General features: G+C 67.7%; 14 protein-coding genes. 2 read left to right on the top strand and 12 right to left on the bottom strand.

The window, feature by feature from the left end; translation table 11 throughout:
- Positions 1 to 40: 40 nt before the first annotated feature.
- Together pgi and AC0GNO_RS06565 are read left to right on the top strand one after the other, a co-directional pair.
- Positions 41 to 1,630, top strand: coding sequence for a glucose-6-phosphate isomerase (gene pgi, locus AC0GNO_RS06570; RefSeq protein WP_472888145.1), 1,590 nt, complete (start codon positions 41 to 43; stop codon positions 1,628 to 1,630).
- A gap of 115 nt (positions 1,631 to 1,745) precedes the next feature.
- The gene (locus AC0GNO_RS06565; RefSeq protein ID WP_472888144.1) at positions 1,746 to 2,123 is read left to right on the top strand and encodes a methylglyoxal synthase; all 378 of its coding nucleotides are present in this window, start codon (positions 1,746 to 1,748) and stop codon (positions 2,121 to 2,123) included.
- A 4-nt stretch (positions 2,124 to 2,127) separates the two neighbouring features.
- On the opposite strand, the gene AC0GNO_RS06560 is transcribed toward AC0GNO_RS06565, so the two are convergent.
- From AC0GNO_RS06560 to AC0GNO_RS06505, 12 genes are all read right to left on the bottom strand, one after another.
- Entirely contained in the window at positions 2,128 to 2,529 is a 402-nt protein-coding gene (locus AC0GNO_RS06560) for a DUF1801 domain-containing protein (protein ID WP_472903403.1), read from the bottom strand.
- Between the two features lie 16 nt (positions 2,530 to 2,545).
- Entirely contained in the window at positions 2,546 to 3,091 is a 546-nt protein-coding gene (locus AC0GNO_RS06555) for a DUF4256 domain-containing protein (protein ID WP_472903402.1), read from the bottom strand.
- 224 nt (positions 3,092 to 3,315) lie between these two features.
- Complete coding sequence (locus AC0GNO_RS06550) at positions 3,316 to 4,749, bottom strand: GTPase/DUF3482 domain-containing protein (RefSeq protein WP_472888141.1); 1,434 nt, start codon at positions 4,747 to 4,749, stop codon at positions 3,316 to 3,318.
- The gene (locus tag AC0GNO_RS06545; RefSeq protein ID WP_472903401.1) at positions 4,742 to 6,142 is read right to left on the bottom strand and encodes a DUF2868 domain-containing protein; all 1,401 of its coding nucleotides are present in this window, start codon (positions 6,140 to 6,142) and stop codon (positions 4,742 to 4,744) included. The genes AC0GNO_RS06550 and AC0GNO_RS06545 overlap by 8 nt, the downstream gene beginning before the upstream one ends.
- Positions 6,143 to 6,613: 471 nt before the next feature.
- Positions 6,614 to 7,486 (bottom strand): hypothetical protein, encoded by an 873-nt coding sequence (locus AC0GNO_RS06540; protein ID WP_472888139.1) that lies wholly within the window; start codon positions 7,484 to 7,486, stop codon positions 6,614 to 6,616.
- Positions 7,487 to 7,493: 7 nt separating this feature from the next.
- The gene (locus tag AC0GNO_RS06535; RefSeq protein ID WP_472903400.1) at positions 7,494 to 8,372 is read right to left on the bottom strand and encodes a universal stress protein; all 879 of its coding nucleotides are present in this window, start codon (positions 8,370 to 8,372) and stop codon (positions 7,494 to 7,496) included.
- A 74-nt stretch (positions 8,373 to 8,446) separates the two neighbouring features.
- A complete protein-coding gene (locus AC0GNO_RS06530) occupies positions 8,447 to 8,848 on the bottom strand; it encodes a GreA/GreB family elongation factor (protein WP_472903399.1) in 402 nt (133 codons plus the stop codon).
- Positions 8,849 to 9,297: 449 nt separating this feature from the next.
- On the bottom strand, positions 9,298 to 10,095 hold the full coding sequence (locus AC0GNO_RS06525) for a metallophosphoesterase family protein (RefSeq protein WP_472903398.1): 798 nt from the start codon (positions 10,093 to 10,095) through the stop codon (positions 9,298 to 9,300).
- Positions 10,092 to 11,105, bottom strand: a complete 1,014-nt coding sequence (locus AC0GNO_RS06520) for a diacylglycerol/lipid kinase family protein (protein ID WP_472903397.1) — start codon at positions 11,103 to 11,105, stop codon at positions 10,092 to 10,094. The genes AC0GNO_RS06525 and AC0GNO_RS06520 overlap by 4 nt, the downstream gene beginning before the upstream one ends.
- 17 nt (positions 11,106 to 11,122) lie before the next feature.
- Positions 11,123 to 11,875 (bottom strand): hypothetical protein, encoded by a 753-nt coding sequence (locus tag AC0GNO_RS06515; RefSeq protein WP_472903396.1) that lies wholly within the window; start codon positions 11,873 to 11,875, stop codon positions 11,123 to 11,125.
- A 36-nt stretch (positions 11,876 to 11,911) separates the two neighbouring features.
- Positions 11,912 to 12,565: a class I SAM-dependent methyltransferase gene (locus AC0GNO_RS06510; RefSeq protein WP_472903395.1), complete on the bottom strand. Its 654-nt coding sequence runs from the start codon at positions 12,563 to 12,565 to the stop codon at positions 11,912 to 11,914.
- A 179-nt stretch (positions 12,566 to 12,744) separates the two neighbouring features.
- Entirely contained in the window at positions 12,745 to 14,064 is a 1,320-nt protein-coding gene (locus AC0GNO_RS06505; RefSeq protein WP_472903394.1) for an enoyl ACP reductase FabMG family protein, read from the bottom strand.
- Between the last annotated feature and the right edge of the window lie 84 nt (positions 14,065 to 14,148).

The following is a 14,148-nucleotide window of genomic DNA, read 5'->3' as shown; positions in this document are numbered from 1 at the left end:
TGGCGAGCATGCGAAACTCAAACATCCACAGGGATCGCACATGACCAACCCCACCCAATTCCCCGTCTGGCAAAAGCTCGCCACGCTCGCCGCCGAACCCCAACCCCACCTGCGCGACCGCCTCGACGAGCCCGGCCGCGAACAGCAGATGCAGGCCAGCGCCGCCGGCACCGGCATCCGGATCGACTTCAGCCGCCAGGCGCTGGACGGCGCCGTGTGGGACGCGCTCATGGACCTGGCCCGCCAGGCCGGCGTGGAGCGCCAGCGCGACGCCATGTTCCGCGGCGACGTGATCAACACCTCCGAACAGCGCGCCGTGTTGCACGTGGCGTTGCGCGGCACGCCCGGCGCCAGCGGCAGCGATGCGCCCTGGGGCGATCACATCCAGCAACTGGTGCAAAACGAACTCGACCGCGTCTGCGCTTTCGCCGACCGCGTGCGCCTGGGTGTGGTCAAAGGCAGCACCGGCCTGGCCATCACCGACGTGGTGAACATCGGCATCGGCGGCTCCGACCTTGGGCCCCGCATGGCGGCCGACGCGCTGGCTCCGCTGTGCAGCGAGGGCAGGACGGGCGTGCGCGTGCACTTCGTCAGCAACCCCGACGCCTGGGCGCTGCACAGCACGCTGCGCGGTCTGGACCCGCTGACCACGCTGATCATCGTGGCCAGCAAGACCTTCACCACGCAGGAAACCATGACCAACGCCGCGTCCGCGCGGCGCTGGCTGACCGACGCCGGCATCACCGGTGCTGCGCAAAGCCCGCACCTGGTCGCCATCACCGCCTCACCACAGAAATCCGGCGCCGCCGGCTACCCGGCAGAACACACCTTCACCTTCTGGGACTGGGTCGGTGGCCGCTATTCGCTGTGGTCCGCGCTCGGCCTGCCGCTCGCGATCGCCGTCGGCTCGACAGCCTTCCGCGAATTCCTCGCTGGCGGCCAGGCCATGGACGCACACTTCCGCTCGGCCCCGCTGGGCAAGAACCTGCCCATCATCCTCGCCATGAGCGGCGTGTGGAACCGCAACTTCCTGCTCTGCCCCACCCAGCTGCTCTCCACCTACCCCAGCCGCCTGGTGCGCTTCGCGCCCTTCGTGCAGCAGATGGACATGGAAAGCAACGGCAAGCGCACCCGCAAGGACGGCCAGCCCTGCAACACACACACCGGGCCCATCATCTGGGGCGGCCTCGGCATCGACGGCCAGCACGCCTACTTCCAGCTGTTGCACCAGGGCACACACCGCGTGCCGGTGGAATTCGTCGGCGTGCTGAACGAAGACACGCCACTGCCCCTGGCCGCCGAACACCACCGCGTGGTCAACCTCAACCTGCGCGCGCAGGCACAGGCCCTGGCCGTTGGCCGCGACGAAGCCTCCACCCTGCAGGCGCTCATGGCCGAAGGCATGAGCGCCGAGCAGGCCGAAGTGTTCGTGAGCCAGCGCAGCTTCAAGGGCGACGTGCCCAGCAGCACCATATGGCTCGATGCCCTCACCCCGCACAGCCTGGGCGCGCTGATCGCGCTGTACGAACACAAGGTGTTCACGCAAGCCGCCATCTGGGGCATCAACGCCTACGACCAGTGGGGCGTGGAGCTGGGCAAGACGATGGCCAAACAAATGGAAAAACAGTGACCCCCAAGCGTCTCCCCGCCTTCGGCGTGGAACCGGGGCTCCGCCGCTGCGCGGGTCGCTGCCCCCCGGGGGGGCTGATCCGGCTTGGGGCGGCCCGGCGCCGGATCGCCGCAGGATGAATCACATGCGCATCGCCCTCATCGCCCACGACAAGAAGAAAGACGCCATCGTCGCCCTGGCCAGCGGGTTCGCGGCCCTGCTGCGGCAACACACGCTCATGGCCACCGGCACCACCGGCGGGCGCCTTCAATCCGAAGTGGGGTTGAACGTGGAACGCCTGCTCAGCGGCCCGCTCGGCGGCGACCTGCAGATCGGCTCACGCCTCGCCATGGGCGAGGTGGACATCGTGATCTTCCTGCGCGACCCCATGACCGCCCAGCCCCACGAACCCGACATCAGCGCGCTGCTGCGCGCCTGCGATGTGCACAACGTGCCGTGTGCGACGAACGTGGCGACGGCTCGGCTGCTGCTGGACGATCTGGCGCGGCGCTGAAGGCTCACGCCTGGCGTTGAACGTTGGTGGTTGAACGACCGGCCGCCCGGCTGAGTTGGGCCGCTTCCGAGACGAGGCGAATGGCGGTCTCCTGGAGGAAGGGCGTGCCCTCCTTCAGCTCCAGGGTGGCCATCTGGTATTTCCCGCCAGGCCTCAGGCGGGGCTCGATGTGCCGCAGGTGCTGCCCCTGCCAGAAGCCGAACAAGACGCGGGAGGGTTCCGCCCGAATGAGCAGCACCGGGCCGTGGGCGAAGTAGACGATGTGACCCCACTTCAGCCGCTCGTCCAGCTCGGGTGCGGCGTGGCGAACCACCCCGCGCAGGGCCTGCGCACAGCGTTGTTGCCAGCCGCTCAGACAGGCGATGTACCCATCGGGATCCGTCGCCGACGTCAGGACCATCTTCATCTTGTCTTCCCAGACCTCACACCCGAATCAAACCCCGGAAGCCCCTGGCCGCGTAGTACGACTGCACGCCGTTGTGATAGACGAACACCCGGCCATAACGCCGGTCGCCAAAAAGCGCCCCACCGAGCGCCCTGACCTCGGGCGGTGTCTGGAGCCAGCTGGAGGTCTTCAGATCAAACTCGCCGTGCACCTGCAACGCCCGGTACTGCGCTTTCGTCAGCAGCTCGATGCCCATCGCGGCCGCCATCTCGCCCGCGCTGTTCTCGGGCCTGTGTTCTTTTCGGGCGGCACGCGCCTCGCCGTCGTAGCAGGTGCTTCTGCGCCCTGTGGGGCTTTCCAGGGAGCAGTCACAGAAGATGACGTGGCCGGACTCCTGGGCCTCACCGATGACGTCCGGCTCACCCCCCGTGGCCTCCATCGCTTGCAGCGCCTTCAGCGCATCAGGATGGTCTTCGAGTCGGGCGAGCACGTCCGACCAAACCGTCCCGGCATGCCGGTGCATGTGCTTCTCGAAGCGGATCTTGAGCACCTGGATCAACGCTTCGCGTTCTGTGGTCTTCATGGTCACCCTGCTTTCTCGATCTTCGGCAACACACCCTCATGGCCCCCGGCAGCACCGGCGAGGCGCCCGGCCGTGGGCGAGGTAAACGGCGGCATCTTCCTACGGGAGCCCTTGGCCGCGCAACCCCGCGAGCCCGACACCAGCGCGCTGGTGCGGACCTTCGGCGTGCACCAGGTGCCGTGCGCGACGACTGAAACCCGAACCCGCTTGGCGCTGGAGGGCCCTCATCCCGGTTCGCGGTGGCTGTTGCTCGCCAGAAAGGCCTGGACCTCTTGCGCCAGCGCGTGGCCCAGCGCTTCGCGCCGACGGCTGTGATCGCGGAATTGTCCCGAACGGTGTTCCCACTCCGGGTGGGCACGCGCCTGCTGCAGCGCGCCCAGCAGGCCGAGCAAGGCCTGGCGGTACGAACTGGACGGTGCCAGGCGCAGCTCGATGGTGTCCTGGGCGGCATGGCCGCGAACCTGCAGCACCTGGCACAGATGCGTCAGACGATCGGCCAGCACCACAAGCACGTCGTTGTCGAGCGTCAGCTCCTCGACCCCCCGAATTCGGTTGAACACCATTCGCGGCGCCTGGCCCCAGCCCTGCCCCACCGCCCCGCCGATGGCCGCGCCCAGCGCTGTGGCCGCGCCCAGCGACAGGCCGGCCAGCGCGAGGTCGAGCGTCAAACCCACAGCCGCGCCAGCGGCTGCGCCTTTTCCCAGCAGGCGCCCGACCGTGGCCAGGGTCTCCGGGTTGAACAGGTCCGAGGCCCAGCGGTCATGGGTCCACGGCAACACCTCCAGCCTCGCGTCATCTCGCTCAAAGCCGTGCATCTGCAGCAGATCGTGCACGCAACGGCGCACGCCATCCACCAGTTCGCCCCGGAAGGCTTCGACAAAGGCTTGCCTGGCCCGCGGGTCGGCCTGTGTTTCAGGCGGGATCTCGCGCCGCATGGCCGCGGCGGAGATCAGTGTGTCGGCCACGCGCTGCGCGCAGGCGGTGCGGCGCTCGGCTGCCTGCCGATCCAGATCAAGCAGCACCGCCTGCAGCGTGGTCTTGTGCTGGCGCATGAGCACGCTCAGGTCCTCGTAGAGCTGGCGCTCAGCCCCGACAAAGGGCGCCACCGCGTCGAACAGCACCGCGGCGTGCAGGCCATAGGCGGCCAGCAACTCGCGCCACTCGGGTTCGCGGCTGTGCTCGCTGCGCACGAAGTTGAGCACCGGCATGATGGGCCGGGCACAGGTGTTGAGCACCTCGATCTCGCTGCGGTATTTCGGCAACAGGGGTTCGCGGCAGTCGATCACGTAGATGGCTGCGCTGGAGGCCAGCATCTGACGCAGCACTTTGGCCTCCTGCTCGAACACGCCGCGCGCCTCCGGCCCGCTGAGCAGGGCGCGCACACGCTCGGGCGGCGTGAGCGTCTCGGGCATCTGCTTGAGGTGGTACTGCAGTGCGACCGAGTCTTCCAGACCCGGTGTGTCGAAATAGCGCAGCACCGTCCGCCCACCGATGTCGAGGCCAATCGCCTCGACATGCCGGGTGGTGCCGGGCCGGTCGGACACCTGGCCAAAGTGCACCTGCCGCGTCAGCGTGCGCAGCAGCGAGGTTTTGCCTGCATTGGTGTGGCCTACAACGGCGATGTCGATCGGGCCAGGCGATCCGTTGCGTTCAACCACGGTGATGCTCCATCCACTGCCGCGCATCGGTCGCGGTGGCGCAGAAAGTCACCGCCTGCAGATCGCTCGCGGCCAGCCAGTCGGCCCAGCGCTGCGGCTTGTCCGCGGCACTGTTTCCCTCGCTGCCAAGGGGCAGCAGCGCGCAGCCAACCGACTCGGCGCAGACCTGGCGCAGAAAACGTCCGGCACCCCGATCCGGGCTTGCCGCCGCCGAACAGACCACCAAGGCGCGCACGCCGGGCGCTGCAGCCAGCGCGGTCAGCAAGCTCAGCCGCTCGGCCATGGTTCCTCGAATGGTGTGCACCTGATCGGCCAGCGCAGACAAGCCATCCGGTGGCCAACGCAGGCTGTCGGGCAGCTCAAACCCGATCAACACCACCGGCGAGGCCCGGCCGGGTGTGTGGGGTCGAAAGAGCGGGGTCTTCTGGTGCGGTGCAGCGTGTTCGGCGTCCACCACCGAGGCGGCAGCCATCGACGCAAAGCGGGTGGCGATCTGGCGAAAGTACGGGTCGCGCGTGTCTAGACCCAGATGGCGGGCGCGCCGCCGCCAGACGGCGGCACAGACCACCAGCGCAATCAGCCGGGGCAGCAGACCGTAGAGCAAGGCGCTGGCGAGCAGCCACCATGCAATGGCCTGAGAATCCGCTGCGCTGGGCGTGGCGTGCACGACCGCCTGCGCCGGCACCGAAAAGCCCAGCGCGCGCGGCAGCCAGCCGGTGACGCGCAGAAAACCGTCGAAGAAAGCCGGACTCAGGATGGTGGTTTCCCAGGTCAGCTGGTAGGCCTGAAACGAGAACAGCACCATCAGCGTAACCAGCGTCAAGGCAAACGCCAGCGCCCAAACCCCGTGGCTGATCGCCCCGAAGACACAGAGGGAGAGCCGCTGCTGGCGCAGCACGGCATTGGCGCCGCGCAGCAGGGCCAGCGAGTGGGGACCGTGCAGCCAGGGCATGCGGGCGGCCAGCGCCAGCATCATCTGGCCCAGCGACCAAGGTGCCGCTCCCTGACCGGACATCGCTGAACCCAGCGCCCACAGCAGCCAGACCAGCAACGCCAGCAACGGCACCCCCAGCATGGCGACGAAGGCCCACGCGGCGTTCAGCGTCTGCCCGCTGCCCACCGCGCGGGTGAGCAGGCCACCGGCCAGCAGATAGGCCAGCAGCACCAGCAGACCGGCCGCGATCCACAGCCCCGATTTCAGGCGCGCCCAGTCGTCCAGCAAGCCCAGGCGGCGCCCCAGCAACCGGGCGCGCTCCAGGATGCGGTCCTGCTCGTTGTGCTGCCGCACATGGGCCAGCGTCATCTCGCCGGCATCGTCGAGCGCGCCGGCCTCCTCCATCAGTTGCAGGGTGTGGGCGAGAGTGACATCGCGGAAGGAAGCGGGGGACGACATCAGGGTTTGCTGGCTGTGTGTTGTTATCCGCGCCGTGAACAATAGGCCAGTGCGGTGGGCTGGGGAAGGCGCCAGCCTTGCCGGGTTGGCGCAAAGCCTATGCTACCCGGCAGTTTGCTACCCATAGGCCTGCAATCACGCCAGAGATGCAGGACAACTTCAGGGCAACCGATATGGATGCGCTCGTGTGCCTGAGATCCTGGCCGCCGGCAGGCCCGTGTTCGGCGTCGTGGAGCGGGAGAAGTTCTTCATCCGGCGCACGCCGCTGGGGGCCCGACGGGCTCTGGTCTGACCCGTTGTCAGCGATGGTTCCGCATCGCAGGAAGCCGCTGATCCGGCAGAACCCCTGGCCAAGCGCCCACTCGGACACAGCCGTCGGGAGCGCGTCTCTCGTGGCGTTGCACTGACTGGGTGGAGAGGGCGGGCGCGCAGCCGGGAAGGGGCAGCGCCAGCAAGGCCCACAGCCAAGGTTCAAACATCGCGAACTCCCGCCCACCAGCCGCTCATCAACCCCTCGGGCTTTTCTCGGGCGCACACCCGGGCGCTGGATTCCCATGCCTCCATCTGCACATTCAGGCCGGCAAAGACGCCATACCCGGCGCCCGCCCGGATGGTCTCGAACGTGCTCAGGCTTTCGCCAGAGCGGATGGCACCCCGCGCCTGGATGGCCCCTGCGGCCTTGATGCCCCAACCCGCCTCCAGGTGCATGCCGCAATCGATCTCCGCGCCGGCCGAGATGCCGCCGCTGGCACGGACGCTGTCGACGGCCACCAGGCTGCCTCCGGCCACCAGGCCCTTCCCGCATTCGACAGGTCCTTGGACGAACACGTCGCGACCGACCGAGGCATGACCGCCCAGGCTCAGGCGCCCCCCGCAGCGAACATCCCAGGCGGCCTGAAGATCCGCCTTGACGGTGAGGTCTCCGCCCGTCTCGATGCCCCAGCCGGCCTTGAGGCGCCCGCCTGAAGCCAGCGTGCCATGGCTGCGGATGTTCCCGTCGCAGCGAATGTCGTCGCCCGAGACCAATGCCTCGCCCACGAGGATGCTGCCGCCTGAATGGATGCGCTGTCCGACCCGGACGACCGAGTCGACGTCGATGTTGCCGCGCACGCGCAGTGAACCCGCGAACACGATGGCGGCGGCGGAAACATGATCGACGGTCAGGGTCTCGTTGGTGGGGCCGAACTGTTCGAGCAGCCAGCAAGCGTCGTTGACGCGGCCCGCGTCGACCAGGGCGTCCAGCAGGTCCTGGTAGTTGCTGCCATCCTGGCAGTGGCGCAAGAACCAGCGGAAGCCATCGGCACAGGGCTGTTTGGTCTTGATGAAATGTTTGGTGAGGTCCATGGCGTTCTCAATGCTCGTTTTCTGTGTTCGTGGCACCGCGCGGTGGATCGAGTGGAGCGATCAGCACATCGCCGGCAGACCACCGGGCCAGGCGCTGGGCCACGCTGCCGGTGAAAAACTGCGCCCAGGGCGAACGGCGTCGCTGGCCCACCACGACCAGCTCGGCTTGTGTGGCCTGCTGGTGCAGTGCCGCCGAGTAGGCCGGGTCGCCATTGCCGACGTCGTAAGCCAGCGGGTGGCCCTGTGATCCAGGTGGGGGCGTGTCCAGCGCGCCGATGAGCTGTGCCAGGCGGTCCCTGGCCTGCCGGCGTGAGCCGAACCGGTGGGCCTGAATCGCTTCAGGCGAGACATTGACCGAACGCAGCCTGGTGTCTTCGATCGTGTCGACGGCGTGAAACAGTTTCAGCACCGTGGGCGTTGAAAACCGGCCCGCGAAGTCGATCAACGGCTTCGATCGTGGCGACAGGTCGATGGCCACCAGCACCCGCTCATACGGCCTGACCGGTGCCTGCTTGACCACCAGCAGCGGACTGACGCTGCCGTGCACCGCCTGGTCAAGCGTCGTGCCACGGTGAAACCGCTTCCAGCTGCGCTGCGACAGCGGCCCCATCACCAGCAGGGTGGAGGCACGGGCCTCGGCCAGCACCGCCTCCAGCGAAGCCGACTGCTCCATCGCATGCACCGCGATCTCGTGGCGCCTGGCCAGCTGGCGCGCCCGCAGTCCCAGGCGCGCGAGGGGGTCGGCAAGGAAGGTGTGCGAACCCTCGGCGAGGTGGATCAGCCGCAGCGTGATCTGGTGTTGCCGGGCAAGCAGGGCCGCGCGTTCCAACACGTGCGTTGACTGCGCCGTGAAGTCGGAGACGGCGAGGATGGAGTCGAATTTCATGGCAATTCCTGGACGAACGAAAGCCCGCCCCGCAGCACAAGGCATGCGGGGCGTGATCGGATGTGACGAAGCGGCTAGGTGGTGTAGTCGCCGCTGGCTTCGGGCTGGAACAGCAGCGCGGCGATCTCGGCCGCGCATTCGTCTCCATTGGGTGTTCGCCAGCGGGCGGTGGCGCCCACGCGCTGCCCGAGCAGGCTGGCACCCACCGGCGAAAGCACGGAGATGAAGCCCAGGTGCGGCTCGGCGTCAGCGGGGTAACAAAGGGTGAGCCTCTGTCGTTTTCCCGAGGCGAGGTCTTCCACGATGACCTGCGAATACATCGTGACCACGTCGGGCGGGATCTCGCGCGAGGGAACAAGGTCCAGCGAATCGAGCGTGTCGACCAGCTCGGGCGGGAATTGTGTGCCGCTCAGGTTGTTCAGGCGGGCGAAATCGATCTCGGTGAGCAGCCGCTCACCACCAAGGGTCTTGTGCATGTGGCACTCCAACTGGTGCAGACGTGCCGCAAAAGGCGACGCCCGCTATCGCGCTGGGCTTGGGGCCCGGCGATAGATGGATGCGCAGAAAGAAGGAAGGGGTATCGCCGGGCTCAGGAATGTGCGGCCGGCTGGCGCAGTCCCGCCGAACCCATCAGCTTGCGACCGGCCACGGCGTCACCTGCCACGAGGGGCAAGCAAGCTGCCGGGTGGGCAGTGATGGTCAGGGAGATAGCCATCCTTGCATTGTAAGGCGAGGTGCGGCGGGAAGCCAGCATGCCCCTACTTTTGCGCAGCGTGGGTTGCCGCCCGGACGCGGGATATCCAGAGGGGTTTGCCAGCTTTTTTTCGCTTGGCAGGCACGGTTGGCTGAGCAGAAATTGCTGGACCGGGGCGGATGGTGCCGCCCGACGCCGGGCTGTCGCCACCGCCACCGCTCCGCCTCGGGTTCACGCCCGGGCTGGACGGACTTCGGTGACGGTGGACCGGACAAACCGCCCTGCAGGGGCCGAGTGGTCCCAGCGCTCGATGAGGCAGCACCCGGGCCTGGTGCCAGCATCCCAGCGCAGCAGGTTCACCGACTGGGGCACCGCCGGGCGCACCCGCGACGAGACCGCCGTGCCCGCCTGCACGGCCCACAGGGGCCGCGCCAGGCCCTGAAGCGGCGCCACATAGGGCAGATGGATGTGACCACCCAGCACCAGGTCGGCGCCGGCACTGGCCCAGCGCTGCAGCGCCTCGGTGTGTCCGCGCAACCGGTGCACGGCGTCTTCGGCGCGCACCACCACCACTGGCTGGTGCACCACCACCACGCGCAACTGCGCAGCGCTCGCACCCGCCAGCTCGCGGGCCACGCGCTGAATCTGCGGGCCCGACACTTCACCGTGTTTGTGGCGCCAGGCGCGGGTGGTGTTGACCCCCACCACCAGCAGCCCGGCCGAGCGGTGCACCGGTTCGAGTTCGGCGCCGAAGGCCGCGGCATAACGGGCATAGGGCGCACTCAAGCGTGCCCAGAGATCGAACAGCGGAATGTCGTGGTTGCCGGGAATGGCCAGAACCGGCGCGCCCAGCCGGTCCACGAAGGCACGGGCGGCGCTGAACTGCGCCGGCCGCGCGCGCTGCGTGATGTCGCCCGACAGCACCACCAGATCGGGCCGCTGTTGCTCTGCCAGCTTCACCAATGCCTCGACCACAGCCGGGACTTCGGTGCCGAAGTGCGTGTCTGAAATGTGGAGGACGACGCTCACCGGTCCGCCTCACGGTCCGCGTCCTGGCCCGCGGGGGTCGCCGTGTCGATCGGCCTCGGTTTCATGAGGTACAGCGGTTGATCCAGCACCCGGAAATCCAGCGGTGCCCGCATGCGCGTGACCTCGCCATCAAAGGCCACTTTCACACCCCGGCGGCGGCCCGTGAAACCCGGGCGAACCACCAGGTGGCGGAATTCGAAGCGCTCCACGCTGTGTGCCTCGCCGAGCGTGCCCATGGCGCCGTGCAGCATGAGGCGCAGCATCGCCAGTGTGCCGATGGGTTTGAGCACCACGGCGGTGATGCGCTCGTCGAGTCGTGCTTCGGGGGTGTCGCTGTCACCCCGCACTGGCGCCGCCACACCGAGCTGCTCCAGCTGCAGCCGGTTGTTGCCGACGAACAGGGTCAGCGTGCGCAGGTCGCGGACCCGGTCGCCCAGCTCGATGTGCAGGCGCAGTTGCCGCTGCGCGCGCAGCAGCGTGACGGCCCCCGCCCACAGCGCGACCCAGCGGCTGCGGCCGAAACGGGCCTTGAAGGCCTCCCGGTCTTCCAGCAGATCGGGGTACAGGCCCAGGCTCGCGTTGACCAGAAACACGCGATCGTTGATGGCCGCCACCCGCACCGGCAAGGGCTGGGCAGACAGCAACACCGCCACGGCCTGCGCCGGATCGGCGGGAATGCCGTGCGTGCGCGCAAAGTAGTTGAAGGTGCCTTGCGGCACCACGCCGATCGCGCAGCCCACCGCGTGGGCGGCCTGCGCCACGGTGTTGATGGTGCCGTCGCCGCCGACGGCCACCACGGCGGTGTGCGTGGCGTGCGCCTTGTCGGCGGCCTGTCGCACCAGGCTGGCCAGCTGGCCCGCCTGGCAAAAGTGCAGATCACCACGGCGCCCGCCTGCATGCAGCCCAGCCTCGATGGTGTCACGCAAGGCGTCTGCGTCGCTGCTGCCCGCCGCCGCATTGACCACGAACTGGATCGCCGAGCCCGGGTCGATGACCGGGAGGTCGGGCATGGGGGACCGGTCTGGGGTCAAACGGGAGCACCGCCAGGGGCCAGCAGGGCCTTGGCCGCGTCGATGCGCAGGGCCAGCGCCACCGTGGGGTCGTTCATCACGTCGAGCAGGAAGCGGCGGGGGTCCTGGTAAGGACCGTTCAGGGCGGTGTGGGACGGGCTGGCGGCCGGCGGCTGCACCGGCAACGCAGCGGGCGCCACGGCCTGCAGTTGCGCCAGCGCCGCCTGCCACGCATCCGGCGGGATGCTCGCGAGGCGGCTGAGCTGCTCGGCCTGCGCGTCGTCCACTGGCTGGAAATCGAGCGAGGGATCGTCGCCAAAGACAGCGGGCAGGTCGGGCGCCACAAAGGCGGACCAGCGACCGGTGGCGGGGTGCAGTGCGGGAATGCGCGATGGATCTGGCGACGCCGATGGAACCACCGCGTCAGGCCAGAGCCGCAGGCGCGCGGGCTTAACGTCGGCCAGGTAGCGCAGGCGCAGGCCCTGCAGAAAAGCGGCCGCCTCGGCCACCGGCACCGGTTCGGCCAGCGAGAACCAGAGTTCAAACGCGTCGACCCCGTTGACGGCGATGGCCGGGGCCGGCAGCTCCAGGTCGGACTGCACGCCGCGCCACAGCGGCGAGAGCGCGTCCCAGTCGGCTGGTCGGCTGAGCGCGAGCACCAGGGCCCTGACGCGTCCGTCGGCGCCGATCAGGCCCGGGGTTTCGGCGCTGTCTGCGCTGGCTCCGGGTGGCAGGTAGAGGCGCTGGTATTCGGTTTGCAGTCGGGTCATGCGGGCATGTTACCCGCCGCTCAGCGCAGCACCGGGCTATGCAACAGCGCCAGAGCGCCGGTAGACCCGTATGGACCAGGAGTGTCCGCCATGATTGACCGCACGGGAGGCCTCTGCCAGGGTGTAGCGGCTGTCGAGCTGGCGCCAGATCTTGCGCGACTTCATCATGTCGAACATGGAGACCACAATCACGCCCTCCCCATTGAGGTAGGGTTCGTATCGCATCACCGTCGCCAGCGGATCCTTCAAGTAGTAGAGAACTTCGTTGAAAAGGATGACGTCGTAGCCCCCTTTGGGCTGAAAGGTCTCGACATTGCCTTGCTCGAATTGGCTCTTTTCGTCTGCTTTGCTCATCGCCAAAGCAATCGCATCATGCGACAGGTCCACGCCAAGGTATTGGGAGTAACGGGCCGCGTTGAGATGTTGTTTCAGGATGCCTTCACCGCAGCCGTGGTCCAGCACAGGGCCACCGAGTGAAAAAAAATGGCAAAAACTCGCGATGGTGCCGTAACGGGCCAGTTCACTGGAGCGGTTGAGATACGCCCAATGCCCTTCGGTGTATCCCTGGTTCCAGTTTGCCTGGCTGTGCACCTGAATCCGATAGGGCAACCGATCCACCACCCAATTCGGGGCGTAGGCAGCCAATGTGCATTTGAGGAGCCGTTTCCAACGCTTGATACGGGTGCTCATGGATACCGCTCTTCGCCCTGTTTGTTCGGTTGATACGAATGGATACCGCTGGCGGGAAATCGGAACTGATTCCCACGCCAGAAGGCGCCGATTGTCACATTGGAAAGGAACAGATGCCTCGAAAGTTGCGCCGAAGCAACTCTCTGCAAGACCCTATTGCAGAGGCCTGAAAGGGAAGGTCAGCCGTGTGTCTGATTGAGCTGGCGGGCGATGATGTCGTGGTTGAGCCAGAGCACCGGGCCGCCGGGTTCCGAACACTCGCGGAACATCAGGGCGCCCGAGGCTTCGATCACGAGCGCGCTGAGCAGGTCGGTGATGAGCGCGCTGCGCTCCTTGTGCAGCGCGACCATGTCGTCAGAGGCGCCGATCATCAGGTCGGCCAGGCCCTGGCTGTTGGGCATGGGCCAGGCGGCGAAGTCACCGTAGCCCTTCATCACATCGCTGGCGTAGAAGTCGGCGATGCGCTGCATCACCACGGCCAGGCCGGCCTCGCCGTCGTTCAACAAACCGGCGCAGGCGGCCCACTGGGCTTCGGCCCAGGCACCGCCGTTTTCCTTGCGCAGGGCGCGCAACAGCGAGAACAGGGGCAGCTCCACGCCGGCAAAGATGTCCGACGAGTTGGTGCGGATCTCGGGGCAGTTGAAGACGGTGGCGCGAACGCCCTGCTCCCACGCGGCCTGGGCGATGCGCTCCAGGCGCATCTTGGCGTAGCCCTGGGTGTAGTTGCTGTAGGTCTGCCACTGGTACTGATCGCCGATGAGGATGCCAGTGCCGTGGTAGCCGTAGGCGCTGTAACGCACCTGGCCACCGGTGCGCTCGGCGCGCTCGCGGATGGCAGCGCTGGCTTCGATGAGGTGGCCCAAGGTGTTGGCCGAGACTTCGTCGAAGTTCTGCAGGATGAGCTTGCCCAGGTCGCTGTCGAGCAGCACCTGCGAAGACTGGTGGCGCTCGCCCCGGCCCTTGTAGACGCGGTTGGCGATGGCGAGGAAGACCTTGGCCTTGGGGATGCCGCCGGCCATGGTGTGGGCGAAGAAGACGTTGCGGCCGTCGGGGATCATGCCGTCGAGCGTGGCCATGACCTGGGCCAGCGAGGTCTTGAAGCGCTCGACACCGATCTCGCGGCATTGGGCGATGTGGTCCCAGTCGAGCTGGTCTTCGGTCCAGGACTTGAGGGTGAGCTTGCCCAGCATTTCGGTGGGCGTGGGCGTGCCGGCGGGCGCGTCCATGTCAAACCCGGCCATCAGGGGCACGTTGATGATCTTGCCGCCCAGGTTGTCTTCGGCGGCGGCGAGCTCTTCGTCGTTGAGCGGGCGCAGCGTGCCGTCGGCCTCGCGGCGGCCCACGGTGATACCGATGATGCTCATGCCCGCCTTACGGGCTTCGTTGACGAGGCCGTTGGCGTAGCCGCGGCCGAAAAGCTCACCGAACAGCACGAACACGTCGCCGGCGCGAAAGATGTTTTTCTGGGGGAGTTGATTCAGGGCGATAGGACCGTTCATGTCGATTCTGTGGGTGTGTGAAGGGGGAACACCACGGCTGGGGCCGGGTCGGTCAGGACAGTCGGGAGCGGCCAAAGCCTCCCC

The organism is Hydrogenophaga sp. L310 (assembly GCF_055703065.1).
Note: the sequence above shows the minus strand (reverse complement) of the source record. Positions and strands in the feature narration are given on the sequence as shown.